The sequence below is a fragment of the bacterium SCSIO 12643 genome (assembly GCA_024398135.1).
Classification (GTDB): Bacteria; Bacteroidota; Bacteroidia; order Flavobacteriales_G; family Salibacteraceae; genus CAJXZP01.
On record CP073750.1, the window covers coordinates 3,436,492 to 3,461,346 of the forward strand.

Sequence of the window (24,855 nt, forward strand, 5' to 3'; positions counted from 1 at the left end):
AGGGTCTATTCCAATCTATGTACGGAACTTACTCCTTTAATCGCTTTGATTTTCTCTTTAACCGATTTTAGATGAGAGGTATCATTTACAAAAACTGTAATGGTACCTTCGAAAAGACCATTTTCAGTAGAGAAACTAATAGATTGAATGTTCACCAACATGTCATTTGAAATAATCTTGGTGATCTCGTTTACAATTCCTTTTCTATCAAAACCCATCAACTTCATTCCGGTTAAGAACGAAATTGTTTCGTTGGTATCCCATTTGGCTTTTACTACTCGATAACTATAGTTAGAGAGCATTTTTACGGTATTATTACAACTTACACGGTGAATTTCCATATCACCTTTTTTAGTAATAAACCCTACGACATCATCACCAGGAATAGGGTGACAGCATGTTGCCAATCCATAGTTAAATGAAGTTTGCTTACCCAGGACCAGTTCTGATTTCTTACCTCTGGTTTCAGATACAATTTTATCCAAACTGTTTATTTTCTTTAACCTTGGTTTAGAAGTAATCGTTCCGTCTTCGACTTTGAGTCGACTCAATCTATTGAGGTGAATGCTCTCCACACCAATTTTGTAGAACATATCTTCTACATGTATCACTCCATAAAAAGTAGATAGAATCTGGAAGTTCTTTTTACTACGGGTAATACCATATTTTTTCATAGCTTTACCCAAAGTAGTTCTACCTTTAGATTCGATCTTTTTTCTTTCTTCTTTTAAATACGCTTTAACCGCAGCTTTGGCTTTAGAAGTTGATAAAAATTCAAGCCATTCTGCTTTTGGTCTTTGGGCCTTGGATGTAATGATCTCTACCTGATCTCCACTGGATAGTACATGTCCTAATGAAACCATTTTTTGGCTCACTTTAGCGCCAATACAGGAATTCCCAATTTCCGAATGAATTTCGTAGGCAAAATCCAATACTGTAGAATCATGCGGCATAGAACGAATATCTCCCTTTGGAGTAAACACAAAAATCTCTTTAGCAAATAGGTTAAGCTTAAAATCATCGACAAATTCAATTGGGTTAGATGATGAATTTTCTAGTACATCACGAACTCTTTGCATCCATGTATCGAATGCATCACTTTTCTTGTCCTTGTATTTCCAGTGAGCGGCTAAACCTCGTTCTGCAACTGCATCCATTCTCTCTGTACGAATTTGGACTTCAACCCATTTCCCTCCTGGGCTCATTACGGTTGTATGTAACGATTCATATCCGTTTGCTCTAGGAGTTGAGATCCAATCTCGAAGTCTGTCCGGGTTTGGTTTATAGAAATCAGTTACCATAGAGTAGACCTTCCAGCATTCTGCTTTTTCGTCAACTTCATTTTCTACATTAAGAATAATTCTTACTGCAAAAATGTCGTAGATCTGTTCAAAAGCTACTTTCTGCTCTCTCATTTTAGTATAGATCGAGAAAATAGACTTAGGTCTACCCTGGATTCTAAACTTAATATTGGCTTTCTTTAAACTGGTACGAATAGGGAGTGTGACCTGTTTGATAAATCTATCCCTAACGTCTTTTGTTTTTTGAAGCTTTTGTGTGATTTCATTATAAACCTGAGGTGCTTTATATTTTAAAGCAAGATCCTCTAGTTCTGATTTTAGCGCATGTAGACCAAGTCTGTGTGCTAATGGAGCATAAATATAAAGCGTTTCCGAAGCAATTTTTAATTGCTTGTCTTTACGCATAGAATCCAGGGTACGCATATTATGCAAGCGATCAGCTAACTTAATAAGCACCACCCGGATATCATCTGCTAATGTGAGAATGATTTTTCTAAAATTAACGGCTTGAATAGAGTGTTCTCTTTCAAATACTTGTTCAATTTTAGTTAAACCATCAATAATTCTGGCTTCAGTTGGTCCAAAATAACTTTCGATATCATCAATAGTTAGATTAGTATCTTCAACGACATCATGCAATAAGGCACACACAATTGTTGTAGTACCTAAACCTATTTCTTCAGCAACAATTTGAGCTACTTCCAGTGGATGGAAAATATATGCTTCACCCGATTTTCTTCGAACCCCTTTATGTGATTCGTTTGCGATATCAAAAGCCTTACGAATTTTACGGACATCATCCTCAGTTTGAGAAAATCGTGCGCTCTTTAAGAGGTTTTGATATACTCTGGTGATTTCTTGTTCTTCCTCAGAAATTTTAGCAGATGTTTTTTTTGCCATGAATTATCTATTCATTTAAACTGTTAAAAGCTTTATTTAATTGGATCAGCTGGAAGTAATTTAGCAGCTACTTCTCCAAAACCAATTCTAATATTTCCGTTATCACAGTGTCCACGCATGATTACAGTATCCATATCCTGGATGAATTTACGTTCAGAACCATCATTAAGTGTAACTGGTTTTGTTCCTTTCCATGCAATTTCCAACATCGAACCGTATGAATCAGGAGTAGGTCCGGAAATTGTTCCAGATCCCATCATATCACCTGCTTTAATATTACATCCGTTGATGGTATGATGCGCGAGTTGTTGACTCATATTCCAGTACATATACTTGAAATTAGATTTACTCACTCTGGTTTCCTCTCCATTTTCTGGTTGAATAAACACATCTAAATGGATATCATAGTTCTTTTGACCTTCGTATTTTAAGTAATCAAAAACTTCTGGATCTTGAACCGGACCTTCCATTTTGTATGGTTGTAAGGCATCTAATGTTACGATCCATGGAGAAATGTGTGAAGCAAAGTTTTTAGCTAAGAAAGGTCCAAGAGGAACATACTCCCATTTTTGAATATCTCTTGCTGACCAGTCGTTGAATAAACACATTCCGAATATGTAATCTTCAGCTTCATCAGTAGAAATTCGATCTCCAAGTTTATTTCCATCGAAAGTGATGAACCCCATTTCCAATTCGAAATCAACAAGCTTTGAAGCTCCGAAAACTGGAGGTTCATTTTCATTCGGTCTGGTCTGCCCATAAGGTCTTTTAATATCTGTACCGGATACTACAATAGAGGAGGAGCGACCATGATATCCAACAGGAATATGCAGCCAGTTGGGTAACAATGCATTATTTGGATCTCTAAACATGGTACCCACGTTAGTTGCGTGTTCTCTACTGGAATAAAAATCAGTATAATCACCAATTTCTACAGGTAGATGCATGGTCACAGAATCTTTGTTTATCAGAATTTCATTTTTATGTGCATCATTATCTCTCAATTCAGGATTGTCATCTCTGAAAATTTCTGAGATACGATTTCTCAGTGAACGAATCCCCTCTTTATGAGAATCCATCAACACATTAAGAGAATCGGACTCATAAGACCAGGTATCAATATCAAGACCTTTCAAATAACCTAATTCCTCTAAGGCTGCAACATCAATAATTGTGTTCCCAATAATGCTTCCAACTCTTTGTGCTTTTTCTTTTGTAGAAAAAATACCAAAAGGAATGTTTTGAATAGGAAAATCACTGTTTTTATCAACAGATATCCAAGATTTTAACTCTGGATTATTTGCAGGAATATTCATAACTTTTATTTATGTAATGGGCGGTGGCCCATTAATGCATTTACTTTAGATTTTACTTCAGATTTATTATCTGCGTTTTCAGGATCCATCATCACACGATCCATCAAGTCCACGATTTCAGGAATTTCATTTTCTGTAATTCCTCTACTTGTAATAGCCGCTGTACCTACTCGAATACCCGATGTCACGAATGGAGATTTATCATCAAACGGAACCATATTTTTATTTACGGTAATATCCGCTTCAACCAGAGAGTTTTCAGCCAATTTACCAGTAATATCTTTTGATCTTAAGTCAATTAACATACTGTGGTTGTCTGTTCCACCTGAAATAACCTGGTACCCACGATCTACAAATTCTGATGCCATTACCTTCGCGTTTTTAGTTACCTGAACCATGTAGTGTAAGTAATCATCAGATAAAGCTTCTTCGAATGCGACAGCTTTAGCGGCAATCACATGTTCTAAAGGACCACCTTGAGATCCCGGGAACACTGCAGAATCAAATAATGCGCTCATCGGTTTGATTACACCTTTTGGAGTTTTTACACCTAGCGGATTTTCAAAATCTTTCCCCATCATGATGATACCACCACGAGGTCCTCTAAGTGTTTTATGTGTGGTACTGGTCACTACATGTACATGAGGTAGTGGATCATTTAATAATCCTTTGGCAATAAGTCCGGCAGGATGCGCAATGTCAGCCATCACAAAAGCTCCAACTTCATCAGCAATAGCTCTGATTCTTTCGTAATCCCAATCTCTGGAATATGCGGAAGCACCACAAATGATTACTTTTGGTTTTTCTTTGCGCGCTTGACTTTCTAACATGTCATAATCTACACGTCCTGTGTCTTTATGAACACCATAAAAAACAGGTTTGTACATTTTTCCCGAAAAATTTACATGAGAACCATGAGTTAAATGTCCTCCATGGGATAAATCAAACCCCAATACTGTATCTCCTGGTTGAATCATGGCCATTAAAGCTGCGTAATTAGCTTGCGAACCACTATGCGGTTGAACGTTTGCCCATTCCGCATTAAATAGTGTCTTTAATCTATCAATGGCTAGTTCTTCAATTTGATCTACAATTTGACATCCACCATAATACCTTTTATGCGGGTAGCCTTCTGCGTATTTGTTTGTTAAAATAGAGCCCATTGCATCTAAAACTTCTTGACTTACAAAGTTTTCGGAAGCAATAAGTTCAATACCTTCAAGTTGACGTTTTTTTTCTTGATCGATTAAATCAAAAACCAATTGATCTTTATGCATGACGTAAAAATTTTATCAGAATAATAAGCTCACGAATGTAAGAAATTACCCCTGTTGGATTGATACTTCTTTACATTAAAATTGAATAGGGTTATGAACAAAAATTACTTTATTTATTACGTCTTGACCTTCTAGTTTTTCCGTAGAATTCTTGACGTCTAGGAAGTTTATGTCTTTTCCTGCCAGAACGAATACGCTTACTATAGTAGATCATCGTGGTAAAATATCCATCGTTTGAATTTGGATTTCCACGTACTTTCCCTTCTGGATAATAATTAGGATCGCTTGGATTATCCAAACCTCGATATGAAGCGTCAATGGCTTGTTGATCTCCATCAAAAACGGAAAGCTCTGGATAGACCGTGCTTACATCATCAAGATAATCTGTAAATGTTAGTCTGTAGGTGAAATTAATGCCTACTCTATGAACTCTATATCCTGAATATTTACCCTTAAAGGATACAAAAAAACCAGTTGAGAGAGGAATAACCGCTTGTAATGGAGAATACGTGTTTGAAGGACCTTCGGTCTTAAGTGGACGAAGTTTAACATTAGTTGATCCAAATTTACCAGACGGGTCATGATACAAAATACCTAGTCCTGTTGCTAAAACCACGTGTAAATCAGCAACATACCTTCTTTTTCCTCCAAGGTCGTTTAATACGAAAGGATGATATTCTGCCATGGCCAAACCTTCAAACAAATTGTTTGTGAAGTTTAAATTTCTTGTCGTTCTACTTGTATTAGGAGATAACTGATCATCTCCTGCAATGTGGATGTAACTAATTGAGAAGTTTAAGAAAAAACGATAGTCCATCATTCTTCTTGCAAATGCTGAAATATTAAATCGTGTTGATGCAAAAACAATATCAGATGGGCCTTTTTTCGAAGCATAGCTTAAACCGCCAATATCACCAAAATAATTTGATGTACCCAAACCGCCACCAACTTCCCAAGTGTAATTTTGTGCGGTAGTACTATATGAAACGAATAAAAATACTAATACGTAAAATAGTTTCATAGGATTAACTCATTCCTATATTATATAAATGCTTGAAGCATTTATAGTTAATAAAATCCCCAAAAAGTAACGCAAGTTTCTCAGGCTTACGTTTGCAAACGTGGCTCATAAATGAGTTACATTTGCGAGACGAAAGTAATGACAATGAATAGAATTACAAAACTATTTGCAATTGAAAAACCAATTATTCAGGCAGGAATGATTTGGTGTTCACCTTGGCAGTTAGCAGCTGCTGTCAGTAACCACGGGGGACTGGGAGTGATTGGTGCAGGGTCAATGTATCCTCATATTTTAGAAGAACATGTTGTGAAATGTAAAAATGCAACAGACAGGCCTTTTGCGGTAAATTTACCATTACTTTATCCTGATATTGAGTCGCATATAGAAACAATTATTAAATATAAAGTTCCTGTTGTGATTACTTCTGCAGGGAATCCAAAGACCTGGACGTCCAAATTAAAAGCTGAAGGAATTAAAGTGATCCATGTTGTATCTAGTGCGAAGTTTGCTATGAAATCGGAACAAGCGGGAGTAGATGCAATTGTTGCAGAGGGTTTCGAGGCTGGAGGACATAATGGTAGAGAAGAAACAACCACATTAACGCTGATCCAAAAAGTAGTTGATTCCGTAAGTATTCCTGTCATTGCTGCAGGAGGAATAGGTACGGGTAAGTCTATGTTGGCTGCAATGGTTTTAGGTGCTGATGCGGTTCAAATTGGATCAAGGTTCGTTGCTGCAGAGGAGTCTTCAGCGCATCCAAATTTTAAGAAGCAGGTTGTTGAGGCAGGTGAAGGCGATACCAAATTAACATTAAAGGAGTTAACACCTGTTCGATTGATCAAGAATAAATTTTTTGATCAAATTGAAGAAGCATATGAAAAAAATGCATCTTCTGATGAATTAAGAGAATTACTTGGTAGAGGCAGAGCAAAAAAAGGAATGTTTGAAGGTGATTTAGAAGATGGTGAACTGGAAATTGGTCAGGTCGCAACATATATAGACCGTATTCAACCGGCATCAGAAATCATGGATGAAATTCTTAAAGATTTTTTTGAAGCCAAGCAACAACTTCAGGGAGATAAGTTCGTCTTCTAAAGTGAAATATCCACACAAAAAAAACGTTATTCGGTACAAATGAATCGAAATACTCTAAAACACCAATTATTCATTGGTTTGATTTTACAGTTTCTACTGCTGTTAAATATCAACACGCTAATAGGTGCGGTAAATGCACCTGAGTTGAAGTGTGTGGCTGTTAATCAAAATGGAGAAGCAACTTTAACCTGGGTACCCCCATCAGATCCAAATAATGAATTTCAATTTTACAATGTGTATGTGGCCACGAATATAAATGGCCCATATACTGCGAATGTTGTAAATACTTTAGCTGCAACGCAATTCCAGGATTTGATTAACAATGCGAATTTGGGTTCAGTTTATTTTTACGTAGAAACGATTTATGATGATGGTTCTGGCCAAACACCTTCTGGTCCTTCTGATACAGCACAATCGATTTTACCTTTTTTTACGTCTGTTACCGATTCTACCAATGTGATGCAATGGAATCCGGTTTTTTCCCCGAATATTCCTTCAAGTTCTGGTGTCTATAATATTTTTAGAAAAATTGGAGTGGGTGGAATTTATACGCAGATTGGAACAACGAATTATGGAACGGAGTTATTTAATGATAGTTTCAAAGTTTGCTCAGATTCTATTTATTACAGAATAGAAATTGCAGATCAAACAGGATGTACATCTGTATCTGCTGTTTTGAAGGATTTGTTTCAGGATAATACCCCTCCGGCAACACCAATATATGATTCAATTACTGTAGATGGAGCAGGGCAACAGGTAAGTATGGGATGGGAACCATCTTCATCTCCCGATACGGATGGATATATTATTTTGTATTATCAAACAACACCACCAGTAGGTTACATTACTTTGGATACGGTTTGGGGACGTTTTAATACAACATATCTGGAGACTTTACCAACAATTGATCCTAAGATTAAATTTCAGCAGTATACTATTGCTGCATTCGATAGCTGTTATAAACCTAATGCCAATACATCAGCAGCAGCCATTGATCAAAGAACGATTCATTTAAAAGTTGTTCCGAATAATTGTGAAAATACCGTATCCTTAATTTGGAACTCCTATATTGGATGGACTGATTTGGATAGTTATGAAATTTTAGTTTCGGTAAATAATGGACCGTATCAATTGGCCGTTACCGTTCCAGGAACAGATACCTCTTACACACATCAAAAATCAAATGATTTGGATTTGTATTGCTATAAAGTTCGAGCAGTTAGTACCAATAGAACAAGGACCAGTACCTCAAATATAAAATGTGCTTTGGCTAATTCTTTGGTGATACCGTCTCAACAGTATTTTAAGAAAATTACCGTTGAAAATAATAGTTCAATTCATATTGAATCTTTAACAGATACTTCATTACCTGCAACTGCCTATGTGCTTTATAGAAGTTTAGAACGACATAATAACTTTTTTGAAGTTACGAGAATACCTTCTCAAAATACGCCTGTTTTTTCTATGGATGATTATGAATCAAGTGTAGATGAAACTTCATATTTTTTTAGAATTGGCATTGTGGATACTTGTGGAAGTATAATGTTTATTTCCAGACCTGGGAATTCAATGTATCTGGAAGGAGATATGGATAATGATTCGTTAGATATAACCTTACAATGGAACGATTATATTGGATGGGATTCTGTAGGGTCCGGAGTTAAGGATTATGGAATATACAGGATTATCGATAATCAGAGAGATTTGGTAGGAACGGTCGATGTGGGGACTACGAGATTTAATTATCCGTTAAAAGATGATATAGAATTAGGTGCGAATTTCTGTTTTGAAATTGAAGCGCGCGAAGATTTGGGGAATGCTTTTGGGATGCAAGACTCGGCATTATCCAATCGCATATGTTTTACAAGAAATTTAAATGTTTTTGTACCCAATGCATTTAGACCTGGGGGTGCCAACCCTATATTTAAACCAGTGGTGAGCTTTGGAGAGTTGGCTTCATTTCAAATGATCGTTTATGACAGATGGGGAAAGACGGTATACGAAACCAACGATATTAATCAAGGATGGAATGGTGAAATCAATGGAAAACTGGCAGAATTAGGGGCTTACGTATATTGGATTCAAGTTTCAAATTTTACTGGTGCTTCCTACCAAAAAAGAGGTTCATTTGTATTGTTGAGATAAGTTGAAAAATGCCTTAAAATCATAACCTGTGTGAACTCAAAACTTACTACTTTTGTGAAATTTTATTTTCGACAATTAGCATAGTTATGGATACATTATCAGCACGCGTTATAGGAGAAGGTCTTACTTACGATGACGTATTATTAATTCCTGCATATTCAGAGGTATTACCAAGGGATGTAAATATATCTTCGAAGTTCTCTAGAAATATTGATATCAATATTCCAATTGTATCTGCCGCTATGGATACAGTAACCGAATCTAAGTTAGCGATCGCTATTGCACAAGAGGGAGGAATTGGTGTGTTACATAAAAACATGACCATTGAAGAGCAGGCTTATGAAGTAAGAAAAGTAAAGCGATATGAAAGTGGGATGATTCTGGATCCAATTACTATTTTGGTAAGTAATACTGTTGGTGATGCATTGGCTTTAATGCAAGAACATTCTATTGGTGGTATTCCTGTCGTTGATGATGATATGACGCTTATCGGGATTGTAACAAATCGTGATTTACGATTTGAGAAAAACTTATCCAGACCAATTACCGAAGTGATGACATCAGAAAACCTGATCACTATCAAATCAGGTTCGGATATCAGTGCTGCGGAAAGTGTATTGCAAAGACATAAAATTGAAAAGTTACCGGTAGTTGATGAAGAGAATAAACTAACCGGACTTTTAACTTTTAAGGATATCGTTAAAGCGAGATTAAAACCAAATGCATGTAAAGATTCGTTTGGTAGGTTAAGAGTTGCTGGTGCGGTTGGTGTAACTCCGGATACTTTAGATAGAGTGGATGCATTAGTGAAAGCAGGCGTGGATGCTGTGGTTGTTGATACAGCTCACGGACATTCTCGTGGGGTGATCGAAATGGTAAAAACGGTAAAAGAAAATTATAAAAGTATTGATGTTGTAGCAGGTAATATTGCAACGGTATCTGCGGCCAAAGCTTTAATTGAAGCAGGTGTGGATGCAGTGAAAGTTGGTATTGGTCCGGGTTCTATCTGTACAACACGTGTAATCGCTGGTGTTGGGGTTCCTCAATTTACTGCGGTAATGATGGTTGCAGAAGCATTAAAAGGTACTGGTGTTCCGGTGATTGCTGATGGTGGAATTCGTTATACTGGTGATATTGTTAAAGCATTAGCAGCTGGTGCCGCTTCTATTATGGCAGGGTCTATGTTTGCTGGAGTGGAGGAATCACCAGGTGAAACTATCCTGTATCAAGGAAGAAAGTTCAAATCATACCGTGGAATGGGATCTATTGAAGCGATGCAAAAAGGATCGAAAGATAGATACTTTCAAGATGCTGAAGATGATATTAGTAAACTAGTACCAGAAGGAATTTCTGGTCGAGTGGCTTACAAAGGTGGTATTGCAGAGGTATTGTACCAACAAATTGGAGGTATTCGTTCTGGTATGGGCTATTGTGGTGCAGCAACATTAAAAGAGTTAGCAGAAGCTGAATTTGTGAAGATTACATCGGCAGGGGTAGTAGAAAGTCACCCTCATGATGTATCTATTACAAGAGAGGCTCCAAATTACTCAAGAAAAGGATAACCTTATTTTATTATAATCTTATGAATTTAAAACATGTATTAACTGGAGTGGCATTGATCGCTTCAAGTTTTGTGGTAGCACAAAACGAAGATGATGTGCTTTTGACAATCGAAGGAAATGATATCACCGTTTCTGAATTCATGGCTATTTACAACAAAAACAATGTTGAAATAGAATCAGCGGACAAAAAGAGTGTAGAAGACTATTTAGATCTATACTTAAATTTTAAGCTGAAAGTTCATGAAGCAGAAGTTCAAGGATATGATACCGTACCCGCTTTCCAAAATGAACTGGGCGGATATGTAAATCAATTGGCAGCTCCATATTTGGTAGATAATCAATTTACCGAGGATTTAATTAAAGAGGCTTATGAGCGTTCCAAATGGGAAATCAAGGCAAGCCATATCATGATTAAAATTCCGGAAAACCCGACACCAAAAGATACCGCTAATGCATGGATTAAAATTAATCAGATTTATAAGGAAGCATTGACAGATTCTAATTTTGCTGATTTAGCTGTAAAATATTCTGATGATCCATCAGTGACAAAAAATGGAGGTGATCTAGGTTATTTCTCTGCTTTTAGAATGGTTTATCCGTTTGAATCTGCTGCGTATAAAACTGAAGTAGGAAGTGTTTCTAAACCGATTCGTACTTCATATGGGTACCATGTAATTAAAGTAGAAGATAAACGTCCGGCAAGTGGTGAAATCAAGGCGGCTCACATCATGGTGATTTCTAATGATAAATCTACACCGGAAGAGGCAGCTAAGGCTAAGAAAAAGATTACGGAAATCTATCAAAAACTTCAGGCTGGAGAACCGTTTACCAGATTAGCGAATACTTATTCTGATGATAGAGGGTCTGCGCAGAAAGGTGGTGATTTGGGTTGGTTTGGTGCCGGTAGAATGGTTCCTGATTTTGAAGCTCAAGCATTTGCTTTAAAAAATAATGGTGATTACTCTGAGCCTTTTTTAACTCAGTTTGGATGGCATATTGTGATGCGTGAAGACAAAAGAAATATTGGATCGTATGAAGAAGAATATGATGAGCTGGAAAAAAAGGTAAAGAAAGATAGAAGAAGTCTGGGGTCAGAACATGCTTTGGTAACGAAGTTGATGAAAGAATACAAAGTCAAAATCAAAACCAAATCTAAAGATGCATTTTATACCGTTATAGATTCATCATATTTTGAAGGAAAATGGGAATTGGCAAAAGCGGAAGGGCTGGATGCCGCTATGATGACGATTAATGATAAGAAGTATGGTAAGAAAAAGGTAACTTATACTCAAGCTGATTTTGCTAAATATTTATCTGATAAAATGAGAAACCGTAAAGCTGAGTCGGTACCATTATTTATTGATAAAGAATTTGACAAATTTGTTGATCTTAAGATGATTGCTTATGAAAAATCAATTTTAAGCTATAAGTATCCAGAGTATAAAGCACTTTTAACTGAGTATCATGATGGTATATTGTTGTTTGAAATCATGGAGAAAGAAGTGTGGAAAAAAGCGATGCAAGATTCTACTGGACTGGAAGCTTATTACGACAAACATAAGTCGGAATACATGTGGAATGAGCGTTTAAATGCGAAACAGTATATCTGTGATAATAAAGAAATCGCTGATATGGTAGCGTTAATGATTAAGGAGAATAAATCGGATTCTACCATTATGGCGATGATGAACAAAAATTCAGAATTGGCTGTAAATATTCGTGAAGGCAAATACGAAATTGATGAGGAACCATACTTTGCTGAAGTAGAGCGTAAACCAGGAGTGAGTATTGTTGACAATAAAGACAATGTTATCGTAGTAGAAGTTATGGAAGTTCTTCCTTCTCAGGAAAAGCAATTGGATGAGGTGCGTGGATTGATCACATCGGCTTATCAGGATCAACTGGATAAAGAATGGATCGAAGCATTACGCGTAAAGTACTCTTATACGATCAATAAAGAAGTTCTTAGTACATTAAACTAATGATTCGGAAACTTGGCTATATAATCTTATTCAGCACTCTTTTTATAGCATGTGTACAGAAAGAGAACGATAATGATGATAAAGTTCCTGTAGCTAAGGTGTATGATAAATACTTATACGAGGATGAAGTACTCAAACAGATTCCTTTCGAAGCATCTATTGAGGATAGCGTAAGTATAAGGAACAGTTATGTGAATTCCTGGATTGATCGTCAATTAATGGTGCATCAGGCAGAGTTAAACCTATCTGAAGAGGATCAGGATGTAACGCAAAAGCTTGAGAAATATCGAACTGACCTGTTGATATACTCATATCAAAATCAATTACTTCTAGAAAAACTGGATACCAATGTTTCAATGGAAGAAATTGAAGCGTATTATAAAGATCATGAAGAGATGTTTGGTTTAGCAGATTATATTGTTAAGGCCAGATATGTGATGTTGGATTCAGGGAGCTTAAAGAATAAGCAGGTTAAGAAATGGTTGATGTCGTCTGATGATGAAGATTTTAAAAAACTGGAGGAGTTCTGTTATATGCACGCTGCGAAGTTTTATTTAGATGATAATTGGCAGTATTTATATGAGTTATTAAACGAGGTTCCGATTGTATCTTATAACAAGGAAAAACTGTTAAAAAACAAGAAACTGATTGAGCTATACGATAACGGATATCTATATTTGGTCAGATTAGTCGATTACAAGTTGAAAGACGGTGTTTCACCTCTTTCAATGGAGGAAGAGAATATAAAAAGGATTATCCTGAATAACAGGAAGCTAGAGTTACTCGAAAGTTTGAGGACTGATATATATCAAAAAGCAAAAAACATACAAGAAATTGAGATCTTCGTACCTTAAGAATACGATCATAACTGGATTATTGAGTTTGGTCACATTTGGGTTGTTAGCCCAATCGGAAACAAAAAATCAACCGGTTGTTGATAAAGTAATTGCGGTTATAGCTGATCAAATTGTATTACAATCCGAATTAGAAGGTTCGATTATTCAATATGCAAGATCAGGTCAACCTATTGAAGAAAACACCAGATGTGTCATATTTGAAGATTTAATGTTCAAAAAACTCTTATTGAATCAGGCCGCTATTGATAGTTTGGAAGTTTCAGAAGATCAGATTAATGGAGAAATTTCTAGAAGAATTCAGTATTTTGTTCAACAAATTGGATCTGAAGAGAAATTGGAAGAGTTTTATGGTAAATCCATTCCGGAGATTAAAGACGAATTCCACGACCTTATTAAGGAGCAAATGTTGACCCAACAAATGCAAGGTTCGATTACAGGTAATGTAGATATCTCTCCAAAAGAAGTCAAAGCGTTCTTTAATAAAATCCCTGAAGATAGTTTACCATTTGTAAACTCTGAGGTAGTGGTAGAACATATTGTGATTGATCCCGTGATTAGTGATGCTGAAAAAGAAGCCACACGTCAAAAACTAGAAGGAATTAGAAATAGAATTTTAAAAGGTGAAGATTTTGGGACATTGGCTTTTTTGTATTCTCAAGACCCAGGATCGGCTAAGAAAAATGGTGAATTAGGTTTTATGGAAAGAGGCCAGTTGGTTAAGGAGTTTGCGGCTGTGGCATTTACAATTCAACCAGGACAGGTCTCTGAGATTTTTGAAACGGAATATGGTTTTCATATTGTTCAATTGATCGAAAGAAGAGGACAACAAGCGAATGTGAGACATATTCTTTTAAAACCTCAATTTGCGCAGGCGGATTTATTTACAGCAAAGAGCAAGCTTGATTCTTTAAGAAAACAAATTCTTGAAGTAGATTCTATTAAGTTTGAAACTGAAGCAGCTAGATTTTCAGATGATAAATCGACCAGAATGAATGGAGGTAAATTGATTAATCCACAGACCGGAAGTACGACTTTTGAAATCGATGAAGTGAGTAAAGTAGATCCGAGTTTGTTTTTTATTCTAGATAAAATGAAACCTGGAGAGATTTCGCAACCGGTAATTTACCAGAAATATGATGGATCGCAATCGTATAGAATCGTAAAACTGGTTTCTGTAACTGAACCACACCGTGCGAACTTGGAAGATGATTACCTGAAGATTCAAACTGCTGCCAAAGCAGAAAAAGAAAAAGAAGCTCTAGATAAATGGATCCAGGGGAAAATTAAATTGAATTATATTCGAATTGATGAATCGTTACAAGATTGTCAATTTCAACATAGCTGGTTTTAATATATGGCAGGAACACAATTTAAATCCGATGTAGAAGCTGTAGAAGCTTTTAGAAATAAATATACCCAATTAACTCAGGAAGTTCAAAAAGTAATTATTGGACAAGAAGACGTTTTAAAAGAAGTTTTAATTGCTATTTTCAGTGGCGGACACGTACTTTTGGTAGGTGTGCCCGGATTGGCGAAAACGCTTTTAGTGAACAGTATTTCTAACGCGTTGGGATTGAATCATAACCGTATTCAGTTTACTCCTGACTTAATGCCATCGGATATTATTGGTTCGGAAATTCTAAATGAATCGAGACAATTTCAGTTTGTTAAAGGGCCGATTTTTGCAAATGTCATCCTGGCTGATGAGATTAACCGTACCCCTCCTAAAACACAATCTGCATTATTAGAAGCAATGCAGGAAAAATCCGTGACAGCGGCAGGTCAAACTTTTAAATTAGATCAGCCATTTTTTGTTTTAGCTACGCAAAATCCAATTGAGCAGGAAGGAACGTATCCGTTGCCTGAAGCGCAGTTGGATAGATTTATGTTTAATATCTGGGTGGATTATCCATCGTTTGAAGAAGAGCTGGAAGTTGTGAAAACAACGACAAATGATGAAACACCAACCATTGATTCGGTTTTAAGTGCTGAGGAAATCACGTATTTCCAACATTTGGTAAAAAGAGTACCTGTAGCGGATAATGTTTTAAGATATGCAGTGACGCTTACAGCGAAGACCAGACCTCAAGGAGAGCATGCAACTGATGTGGTAAACCAATATGTTTCCTGGGGAGCAGGACCGAGAGCATCACAATATTTAATTTTAGGTGCAAAAACACATGCTTTGATTAACGGTAAATTTGCTCCGGATATTGAAGATGTACAAGCTGTTGCATTACCAATTCTAAGACATAGAATCGTACCAAACTATAAAGCGGAGGCTGAAGGTTACAACGTGACCAGGATTATCAAATCGTTATTATAATTTAACGAAAATACCCTATAAAGTCATTTTCTATATGACTTATAAGGTATAATTTTAGGGACAAATAATACCATTAAACTTATTTGTTATGAAACGTATTTTGTTCCCTACCGATTTTTCTGATGCAGCAAATAATGCTCTAAATATTGCGATGAAGTTGTCTAAGACACTTCAGGCAGAACTTCATGTATTACATTCATTAAACAGCGTTCAACAATACGTTGATATTAGCTTAACCACTGCTGGAGATATTACCATGCCAGGTATGCAACCCGAAGTGGTTTTAGAAGCTATCCAACAAGAAACAGATAGAGTGAACGCCAAGATGGATGAGCTTGAAAAAGAAATTAAAGCTGTAGGAATTAATGTAGAAACCAAAGTCATTCAACAAGCTCTGGATTTTGAGATCAATGATATTATTCAGGAAAATAATATCGATTTTGTTGTTATGGGAACACATGGATCTTCAGGAATAAAAGAAGCGTTTATTGGTTCTACAGCACAAAAAATTGTTAGAATCGCAACGGTGCCAGTATTGACTGTGAATACGGCTTCCGATGAATTCAATATTCGTAGAATTGTGTGTTGTTCTGATTTTACGGAAGAGAAAATTAATGAGCAATTGCCTAGAGTAAAAAGATTTGCAGACATATTCGAAGCGGAATTGGATTTGGTATATGTAAATACACCAACGTATTTTGAGGAAACTAAAACTGTTTTAGATCGTATGGAGCAGGTGAAGTTTGATTACGGTTTGAAAAATTGTGATTCTCATATATATAATGCATTTGATATTGATGAAGGAGTCATTAATTTCTCTGAACAACAAAATGCGGATGTAATTGCAATGATCACGCATGGATATCGAGGGGTTAAGAAGCTCTTTAACGATAATATCACTGAGTCCGTGGTGAATCATAGTGAGATACCTGTTTTAACGTTGCATATCCATTAGTTGGATTGTTTTAAAAGCGAAAACAAACAAAAGATTTAACCCGTTGTGATTTATTTAGAAAAATTGTGAAGTAAAAGAAAATATTTCTGTTGTTTTTCGTTTAAATGAATCGCAAATTCGCGTGCATTATTTCGGAGTTAAATGAGATACGTATCTATGAGATTTATAGTTTCATTATTGATCATGGTTCCTCTTTTAGGAACTTCCTTTTCAGTTTTAGCGCAAGACGATTGCCCATTATCGGAGAATAAGAAAGCGGTGAAAGCTTATGAAAAAGCTATCGACAAGAAAAAGTATAGTTATAAAGAAAGAATGATGTTCTTTAGAGAGGCTTTAACTCTGGATGAGGATTTTACAATGGCGATTTGGGAAAAGACTTTTGCACAGATTAAGCATGCCAGAAGTAAACAAAAACCATATCAAAAGACTGAAGAAGATCTTAAAAGAGTCGTAGAAGCTTGTCCGGAAATTCATTCTGCAGCATATTATTTTCTGGGAGAAATCAATATGAATAAAGATGATTATGAGGCTGCTGCAAAATACTATGATGCTTTTATAAGATTCTCGAGTGATGATGACTCTAAATATGAAAGAAGGTATGATGAGCAAATGGAAATGGCTAAAGAAAACTTAAAATTAGCCCAATTCTTGGCTTATCAATACGCCAATCCACATCCATTTAATGCGGAGAAGATTGTTCCATTGTCACAAGATGAAAGTGATGAGTATTTACCTGCGATTTCACCTGATAATGAAGTGATGCTGTTTACCAGAAGAGTAGAGGTAAAACAAAACATGAAAGAGAGCTACATTAAAAGCGATCGAATTGTTAAAGTGGAGAGGTTTTCGGTTTCAAATTATACCAACGGGGAATTTGTAAAAGGACAGGCATTTGGACCTCCTTTTAATATGAATACGGAAGCTAATTATGGAGGTTCTGCAATTTCTGCGAATAATCGAGAGATTTATTATACTGTTTGTGAGCCATATCAAGGAAAAATGAACTGCGATATCTATTATTCCAAGTATGAATTTTCACCTAAAACCGAAGGTGGTAATTCAGAATGGCATTGGACAAAACCTAAAAATTTAGGTCCAAATATTAATACGAATGAAGGATGGGAATCACAACCTACGATTTCAAAAGACGGAAAATGGATGATGTATGCCGTATATCGTGAGGGAACTCGTGGTATTGACATTTTCCAATCTAAGAGGCAAGCAGATGGAACCTGGGGAAAAGGTCAAAGTATGGGAGAGCCTATTAATACCGCGGGAAATGAGAAAAGTCCATTCTTTCATTCAGATGATAAAACCTTGTATTTCGCATCGAAAAACGGACATATGGGAATGGGAGGATATGATGTATTTGTGAGTCGATTCGAAGATGGAAAATGGACTGTTCCATTGAATTTAGGCTATCCTTTGAATACTCCGGAAGACGAGCATGGTTACGTGGTGAGTTTAGATGGCAAGACGGCATATTTTGGTTCTGCATCTCCATTTAACGGTGGCAAGGGAAAAAGTCTGGATATCTATAGCGTGGCATTACCTAAAAAGATTCGACCCGAAAAAGTGATGTTGGTGAAAGGAACAGTGAAAACGATTAAAGGAGAAGCCCCAAAAAATGCGAAGATAGAATTGAGAAACACAAAAACGCAAGAGGTAGAATCTGTTGAAGTAGATACGATTAGTGGTTCATTTACAGCTATTGTCAATGTCGAAGACTCTGCAGATTATGTGGTTACCGCTAAAGGAGAAGATTTAGCTTTTAACAATAAACTGATTAAAGCACCAAAAGAAGGAGAACCTATAAAAACTAAGGTGGATGTCAAAGTGGAGAAAAGTAGAATGGGACAACATATTACCATTGAAAATATCCATTTTGCTACAAACTCTGCAGATTTAAGTGCAGATTCCAGAGCGAGTTTAGATGCTTTAATTGCCTATATGAAAGAACATCCAACGTTTAAAGTATCCATTGAAGGACATACTGATAATGTGGGGGATGCACGTGCCAATCTGGCTTTATCAACGGATAGAGCCTACTCAGTAATGGCCTATTTACAAGAAAACGGTGTTTCTCATAAAAACTTAAAATTTAAGGGGTGGGGATCTGCAAAGCCAATTACTTCCAATAGCACTGCTCAAGGTAGAGCAAAAAACAGAAGGATTGAGATCGTAGTTTTATCTATGTAGTATTACCCCACTTTGAATTCACTGGTAGTATGGAATTCAATATCCGGGTAATCTGATTTTGCCATATTTAATAGGAATGGCGAATCAGCCATAAATACCCAGTTATCATCTTTATCCTGAACTACGTTTCTGGATTTAATTCTAACAAAATCGTCCAATTGTTTTTGATTGGTTGTGGTTAACCATGTTGCTTTATGATGAGGTAATCCTCTAAACGAACAGGAAGCGCCATATTCATGCTTTAAACGGTATTGGATAACTTCGAATTGTAGCTCACCAACAGTACCTAGAATTTTCTTATTACCAGGTTGCTGTGTAAACAACTGCGCGACACCTTCATCAGATAGCTGTTTCAATCCTTTTTCTAATTGTTTAGTTTTCATAGGGTCAGTATTAACTACCTCTCTAAACAACTCAGGAGAGAAACTCGGCATACCTTTAAACATGAATTTATCACCTTGTGTTAACGTGTCTCCGATTTTGAAATTCCCCGTATCATATAATCCAATTACATCACCAGGGAAAGCTTCATCTACAACTTCTTTACTTTGAGCCATAAACGAATATGGATTGGAGAATTTTAATTTTTTATTGAGTCTTACATGCTCAAAGAATTTATTACGCTCAAATTTTCCGGAACATACACGTAAGAAAGCAATTCTATCTCTATGTCTAGGATCTAAGTTAGCGTGAATTTTAAAAATAAAACCACTGAATTTAGAAGCTTCCGGATCGATTGGTCCTGCATCAGAAACGCGAGGTAGCGGATTTGGTGCAATTTCCACGAATGTGTTGAGCATTTCACGAATTCCGAAGTTATTTAGTGCAGACCCAAAGAATACCGGTGCAGTTTTAGCCGATAGATATTCGTTAATATCAAAAGCATCATAAACACCTTCAACCAATTCCAGATCATCTCTTAATTCTGCAGCCTGATCCCCCAGGTTTTCGTCTAATTTGGGATCATTTACGTCAGATATAGAAACGATGTCATCTTCAATACTGGTTTTGTTCGGATTGAATAAGTTGATTTCGTTTTCATAGATGTTATAAACACCTCTAAAGTCTTGCCCGATTCCAATTGGCCAGGTTAACGGACGCACTTTAATTCCTAATTCTTCTTCCAACTCATCCAATAAATCAAAAGCGTCCTTTCCTTCACGATCCATCTTATTGACAAATACAATAACCGGAGTATCTCGCATTCTACACACCTCCATGAGTCTTCTGGTTTGTGGCTCAACACCATTGGCCGCATCAATTACCAAAATAACGCTATCAACAGCAGTCAATGTACGATAAGTATCTTCGGCAAAATCTTTGTGACCAGGAGTATCCAGAATATTAATAAGCTTATCCTTATAGAAGAACGTCATCACGGAAGTCGCTACCGAAATCCCTCTTTGCTTTTCGATCTCCATAAAGTCTGAAGTCGCAGTCTTTTTAATCTTATTGTTCTTAACCGCTCCGGCAACTTGAATGGCACCTCCAAATAGCAATAACTTTTCAGTCAGTGTTGTTTTTCCCGCATCAGGATGCGAGATAATACCAAATGTTTTTCTTTTATCTATTTGCTCTTGAAGACTCATGCGCTTTGTTTTATCGGGCGGCAAAAATAAAGAAGAGCATGAGATTCTTATAGCATGAATTTAGAATTCTTAATTGGATTTGATTTTGAATCTGGTGCTTCGTTTATATTTGATCATTATTCGAGAATTTATGAAAAGAGAATTTAACCTCGGGATATTTGTTGGAGTCATTGTGATCATTGGATTAACCTCTAATGGATGGTCTCAGGAAGTGTTTAAGGATTTTACTTTAAATTATTCTATTTCAGAATTTAAATGGAATTCCGATAGGTATGTGCCTTCAAAAAAGAGATATAGAGTTGCAACGGAATCTATGGTAACCAATAGACCCGGAGTTTCTGAATCCTCTAAGGCGGTGTATAAAGGAGGTTTCCAAATTGAGACCGGGTTTCAATTTGCAGATGTAAATAGGAATCATAATTCTCAAGTTCCAAATTTAGGATTATTGTATGGTGTTTCAAATCGGGTAGAAGTGAGATTGTTTACAACACTAAACGTGAATCAGCTGAATCTTAATAATCTGGATACGTACATTGGTGTTAAGGTAAATGTGGTTGAACAAGGAGACTATATCCCCGAATTGGCATTGGTATTTAATCAGGAAGTTCCGAGAGTGTTTTTAAATAGCGGAAATAATATCAATCCAATTTGGAAGTCTAATTTTTTAGCGGCCTGGAGTTATGCATTTCCAAAGAAGTTTAGCATTGCAGGAAATTTGAAATATGCATTTAGAACTGAATCTAAAAATGAGGGTATTGATGTTCAAAATCAATTTGGATATACTTTAAATTGTGGGTATGAAATCCAGAAAAATATTGGTGTTTTTGCGGAAATCTATGGAGATAAGATTATCGTAAAAAACATTGGTTGGGTGCATAATATGGATGGAGGTGTATGGTATCGATTTAGTCCATTGTTTCAGGTTGATGCACAATTCGGATATGGATTAAATGAGGAATACAATTTCTTTATGCTTGGATTTAGTAAGCTAATTCTATAACATGGGATATTTAATTCTTGCAGTTTTAACTCTGGTATTAATTTTCGTTTTATACCGTTTATGGTTCAAACAGAAATGGAAAACTCCGTCCAAGCCTTTTCCTAAAGCATGGCAAAAAATCCTGTTAAGAGAGGTCGGTTTTTATGCAGGGTTATCTACTGAAGGAAAACGACATTTTGAATTTAAGATCCAGGAATTTCTTTTGAACATAAGAATCACTGGAATTGATACAGCTGTAGACATAGATGATGAATTATTAATCGCTGCCAGTGCGGTAATTCCCATTTTTGAATTCCCCAAATGGAAATACACGAATCTGTTTGAAGTGTTATTATATTCTTCATCATTTAACGAAAAGTTTCAAACCAAAGGTGCGGAACGAAATATTCTGGGGATGGTAGGAACAGGATATATGAATGGGAAAATGATTTTGTCCAAACAAGCACTGCATCATGGGTTTCAAAATGAAACGGATAAAAAGAATACGGCTATTCATGAATTTGTTCATTTGATTGATAAATCCGATGGGGTAATTGACGGAATTCCTGAAAGTTTATTGAACAAGCAATATGTGATTCCCTGGATAGATTTGATGAATCAGGAAATGAATGCTATTTATGATAAAAGCTCAGACATTAATCCGTACGGAGGAACGAATAAATCTGAGTTTTTTGCTGTGGCCAGTGAATACTTTTTTGAAAGACCTAAATTGATGGCTCAGAAACATCCGGAATTGTATCAAGTTTTAGAAGGAATGTTCAATAGTAACATGGACGAAAGAGAATTAAATAGAACTCAAAACAGTATTAGAAGAAATGACCCTTGTCCTTGCGGAAGTGGTGGAAAATTCAAAAACTGTTGTGGAAGATTTCATTATTAAAAAAACAAAATGGGAATTTTTTCAAGATTACTAGAACGCGATGCAGAAAACCTTTCAATTAATAAGATAAAAGGTTTTGAAAGGGAAATAATAGCTAGTAAAGAATCATCTAAACTAAGCATTGAGTACTCGGAATTAATGGGGTATCATTACTTAAGATTTTATCTAATAAGCCCTATTGATATTAATACTTTTAAGGGATGTCGAATAGGATTTAAAAATCAAGAACAAGAAATTATAGTTGATTCAGATAGTTCTGAAATCATTACTTTTTTTTCTAATAAATTGAATTTAGGACTTTCCGAGTTTGAAGTAGAAATTGAAGATTCTATTTGTACCATGATAAAAGAGAAGAAAATAGATCAAATAGTGGTTTTCTATAAAAACGATATATTAGAATTGGAGGTAATTGAAAAAGAGTATTTACGATCAATAATGTTTGATTAGTGTTGCTTACAACTTTTATTCTAGACTTTACGTCTACTATGTGAGAATGCGGGTATGTTTAATCTTTAATAAATACTCATGAATTATTTAAAAACCGTTTTGTTAACCTTAATTTGTCTGATTTTCATAAAATTAGTTTCAGCCCAAAAGTTTTATGTTGGTATATCTTCCGGCTATGCTATTGGTATTGCCAATCAAAGAGGTGATATGGTGAATTCCTATGTGGATTATTCTAAAGTCGTCACAGAATATAGGTTTGAGAATGTACCGTATTCTCTGGGGAGGGGATGGAATATTGGTGGTCAATTTGGATATAGGTTCCATAAAAATATTGCTTTTGAAACGCAAATAAACTATCATCAAAGTGCTGATGTTGATCAGAATGACATTGAAATAACATCTAATTTTGGAATAGGAAAATCTGAACTCCATGAGCGTAAAACTATAAGTGCCAAGATGTATCGAATTACCCCTTCTATAGTTCTTCATATGGGAAATGAAAAGATCAATCCTTATATGAAGCTCGGTGCTGTAATTGGTTTTGGTCGTATCATTACAGATGGAGCATCGGTATTCAATTCAGTTGGAAATACGAATAGTAGTTCCTATAAAAAAATAGATGAAGGAGGAGTCTCATTTGGAGCTAAAGGAGCTTTTGGATTGGATTATATACTATCATCCAAATGGTCGGTTTTTTCTGAATTAAGTTTTATCACCATGTCATATGCTCCTGAATATGGGAATCTTGAAACATCCGATGGGACGAAAAGAAATTATAACTACGATGATTCATTTTCAGAGAGTGAAAAATTCATAATTCTTTTTGATATGCCCGAGACGCTAAAAAGGTCTTACAATTTTAACAGTTGCGGTTTAGATTTAGGTGTGAGGTTTAGTTTTTAGTTAGAATTAGTATTGATTTAAACAACCCGTTTGGTGGATCAAAAACTCTTAACAAAAGGGTAGATTTCCCCTTCATTTTCCTAACAATAATCGTATTTTCGCGGCACTTAAAAAATGCAGTGAAATGAGTATTAGATACGTTATTGTTGAGTCGGAAGTAGGTGCCGGAACGAGAGGTGCTTCATTAGGATTTAAAGCCATGGAAGTGGTGGGGTGGAACAATAAAAGTGAAACCTTATCTAAATACAATCACAAGACCGTTGAGGTATACAACCAAGATTTGTACCGAGACGTTGATACTCCTAATGCTATTCGTATTGAAACTGTAGTTAAAGTGCTGGAAAATGTAACTGAAGCAGTGCATACCGCTATGGAAACTGAGTTTCCGATTGTGTTGTCCGGAGATCATTCTATTGCTGCCGGGACGATTGCGGGTATGAAAAAAGCATATCCAAATAAACGCTTAGGTGTGGTTTGGATTGATGCTCATGCCGATATTCATTCGCCATATACCACACCATCAGGAAATGTGCATGGAATGCCATTAGGTTCTGCGTTAGGTTTGGATAATCTGGAATTAAAAATCAATGAGCTTAGCGATAAAGAAGTAGCTGCCTGGAATAGGATGAAAGGTCTTTCAGGAGTAGTTCCTAACGTATTACCAGAAGATACAGTGTATTTTGGAGTAAGAGATACAGAAGAACAAGAAGACGAAATCATTGCAAAACATCAAATCAGGAATTACCGGGTGGAAGAGGTCCGGCATAGAGGCATGGATGTTTGTATATCCGAAGCCATAGAAAGATTAGACCACTGTGATATGATTTACATTTCATTTGATGTAGATAGTATGGATTGTGATTTAATTTCTCATGGTACAGGAACACCGGTTTCAAAAGGGTTTGATGAAAAGGAAATCAAAGAAATCATTACAGCTTTTATTGAAACTGAAAAGGTAGGATGTCTGGAGTTTGTAGAGATCAATCCAACTTTAGACGAAAAGAAAAATAAAATGGCGGAAACAGCTTTTGAAATTCTGGAAGATGTATTGCCGCAAATTGAGAAGGTAAACCAGTAAAGTTTATCAGCGAAGAATGGAA

Annotated in this window: 19 protein-coding genes; 14 read left to right on the forward strand and 5 right to left on the reverse strand. The window is 36.0% G+C overall.

Going from position 1 to position 24,855, the window contains the following annotated elements:
• Positions 1-5: 5 nt before the first annotated feature.
• The 4 genes from KFE94_15055 to KFE94_15070 form a co-directional block, all read right to left on the reverse strand.
• Positions 6-2,201, reverse strand: a complete 2,196-nt coding sequence (locus KFE94_15055) for a bifunctional (p)ppGpp synthetase/guanosine-3',5'-bis(diphosphate) 3'-pyrophosphohydrolase (protein ID UTW65956.1) — start codon at positions 2,199-2,201, stop codon at positions 6-8.
• 32 nt (positions 2,202-2,233) lie between these two features.
• On the reverse strand, positions 2,234-3,517 hold the full coding sequence (gene fahA, locus KFE94_15060; GenBank protein UTW65957.1) for a fumarylacetoacetase: 1,284 nt from the start codon (positions 3,515-3,517) through the stop codon (positions 2,234-2,236).
• A gap of 5 nt (positions 3,518-3,522) precedes the next feature.
• Positions 3,523-4,794, reverse strand: coding sequence for a serine hydroxymethyltransferase (locus tag KFE94_15065; GenBank protein UTW65958.1), 1,272 nt, complete (start codon positions 4,792-4,794; stop codon positions 3,523-3,525).
• Positions 4,795-4,903: 109 nt separating this feature from the next.
• Positions 4,904-5,815, reverse strand: a complete 912-nt coding sequence (locus KFE94_15070; GenBank protein UTW65959.1) for a hypothetical protein — start codon at positions 5,813-5,815, stop codon at positions 4,904-4,906.
• Positions 5,816-5,926: 111 nt separating this feature from the next.
• On the opposite strand from KFE94_15070, the gene KFE94_15075 reads away from it, so the two are divergent.
• The 9 genes from KFE94_15075 to KFE94_15115 all read left to right on the forward strand — a co-directional run bounded on the left by KFE94_15075 (position 5,927) and on the right by KFE94_15115 (position 18,936).
• Positions 5,927-6,910: a nitronate monooxygenase gene (locus tag KFE94_15075; GenBank protein UTW65960.1), complete on the forward strand. Its 984-nt coding sequence runs from the start codon at positions 5,927-5,929 to the stop codon at positions 6,908-6,910.
• Between the two features lie 39 nt (positions 6,911-6,949).
• Positions 6,950-9,055 carry a gliding motility-associated C-terminal domain-containing protein gene (locus KFE94_15080; protein UTW65961.1) on the forward strand — a complete coding sequence of 702 codons (2,106 nt, stop codon included), beginning with the start codon at positions 6,950-6,952 and terminating at the stop codon, positions 9,053-9,055.
• Between the two features lie 86 nt (positions 9,056-9,141).
• Positions 9,142-10,617 carry an IMP dehydrogenase gene (guaB, locus tag KFE94_15085; GenBank protein ID UTW65962.1) on the forward strand — a complete coding sequence of 492 codons (1,476 nt, stop codon included), beginning with the start codon at positions 9,142-9,144 and terminating at the stop codon, positions 10,615-10,617.
• A 20-nt stretch (positions 10,618-10,637) separates the two neighbouring features.
• The gene (locus KFE94_15090) at positions 10,638-12,599 is read left to right on the forward strand and encodes a peptidylprolyl isomerase (GenBank protein UTW65963.1); all 1,962 of its coding nucleotides are present in this window, start codon (positions 10,638-10,640) and stop codon (positions 12,597-12,599) included.
• Positions 12,599-13,453, forward strand: coding sequence for a hypothetical protein (locus KFE94_15095; protein UTW65964.1), 855 nt, complete (start codon positions 12,599-12,601; stop codon positions 13,451-13,453). The genes KFE94_15090 and KFE94_15095 overlap by 1 nt, the downstream gene beginning before the upstream one ends.
• Positions 13,434-14,807: a peptidylprolyl isomerase gene (locus KFE94_15100; protein ID UTW65965.1), complete on the forward strand. Its 1,374-nt coding sequence runs from the start codon at positions 13,434-13,436 to the stop codon at positions 14,805-14,807. The genes KFE94_15095 and KFE94_15100 overlap by 20 nt, the downstream gene beginning before the upstream one ends.
• A gap of 3 nt (positions 14,808-14,810) precedes the next feature.
• A complete protein-coding gene (locus KFE94_15105; GenBank protein UTW65966.1) occupies positions 14,811-15,782 on the forward strand; it encodes a MoxR family ATPase in 972 nt (323 codons plus the stop codon).
• 88 nt (positions 15,783-15,870) lie between these two features.
• On the forward strand, positions 15,871-16,737 hold the full coding sequence (locus KFE94_15110; GenBank protein ID UTW65967.1) for a universal stress protein: 867 nt from the start codon (positions 15,871-15,873) through the stop codon (positions 16,735-16,737).
• 156 nt (positions 16,738-16,893) lie between these two features.
• The gene (locus KFE94_15115; protein UTW65968.1) at positions 16,894-18,936 is read left to right on the forward strand and encodes an OmpA family protein; all 2,043 of its coding nucleotides are present in this window, start codon (positions 16,894-16,896) and stop codon (positions 18,934-18,936) included.
• 2 nt (positions 18,937-18,938) lie between these two features.
• Here the strand turns inward: KFE94_15115 and KFE94_15120 are convergent, their stop codons facing one another.
• On the reverse strand, positions 18,939-20,525 hold the full coding sequence (locus tag KFE94_15120; protein UTW65969.1) for a peptide chain release factor 3: 1,587 nt from the start codon (positions 20,523-20,525) through the stop codon (positions 18,939-18,941).
• Between the two features lie 130 nt (positions 20,526-20,655).
• Here KFE94_15120 and KFE94_15125 point away from each other — a divergent pair, with 130 nt between their 5' ends.
• The 5 genes from KFE94_15125 (at position 20,656) to rocF (ending at position 24,833) form a co-directional block, all read left to right on the forward strand.
• Entirely contained in the window at positions 20,656-21,525 is an 870-nt protein-coding gene (locus KFE94_15125) for a transporter (protein UTW65970.1), read from the forward strand.
• A 1-nt stretch (position 21,526) separates the two neighbouring features.
• A complete protein-coding gene (locus KFE94_15130; GenBank protein ID UTW65971.1) occupies positions 21,527-22,405 on the forward strand; it encodes a zinc-dependent peptidase in 879 nt (292 codons plus the stop codon).
• 9 nt (positions 22,406-22,414) lie between these two features.
• On the forward strand, positions 22,415-22,852 hold the full coding sequence (locus KFE94_15135; protein ID UTW65972.1) for a hypothetical protein: 438 nt from the start codon (positions 22,415-22,417) through the stop codon (positions 22,850-22,852).
• A gap of 78 nt (positions 22,853-22,930) precedes the next feature.
• Positions 22,931-23,755 carry an outer membrane beta-barrel protein gene (locus KFE94_15140; GenBank protein UTW65973.1) on the forward strand — a complete coding sequence of 275 codons (825 nt, stop codon included), beginning with the start codon at positions 22,931-22,933 and terminating at the stop codon, positions 23,753-23,755.
• Positions 23,756-23,879: 124 nt separating this feature from the next.
• Complete coding sequence (gene rocF, locus KFE94_15145) at positions 23,880-24,833, forward strand: arginase (protein ID UTW65974.1); 954 nt, start codon at positions 23,880-23,882, stop codon at positions 24,831-24,833.
• Positions 24,834-24,855: the final 22 nt, after the last annotated feature.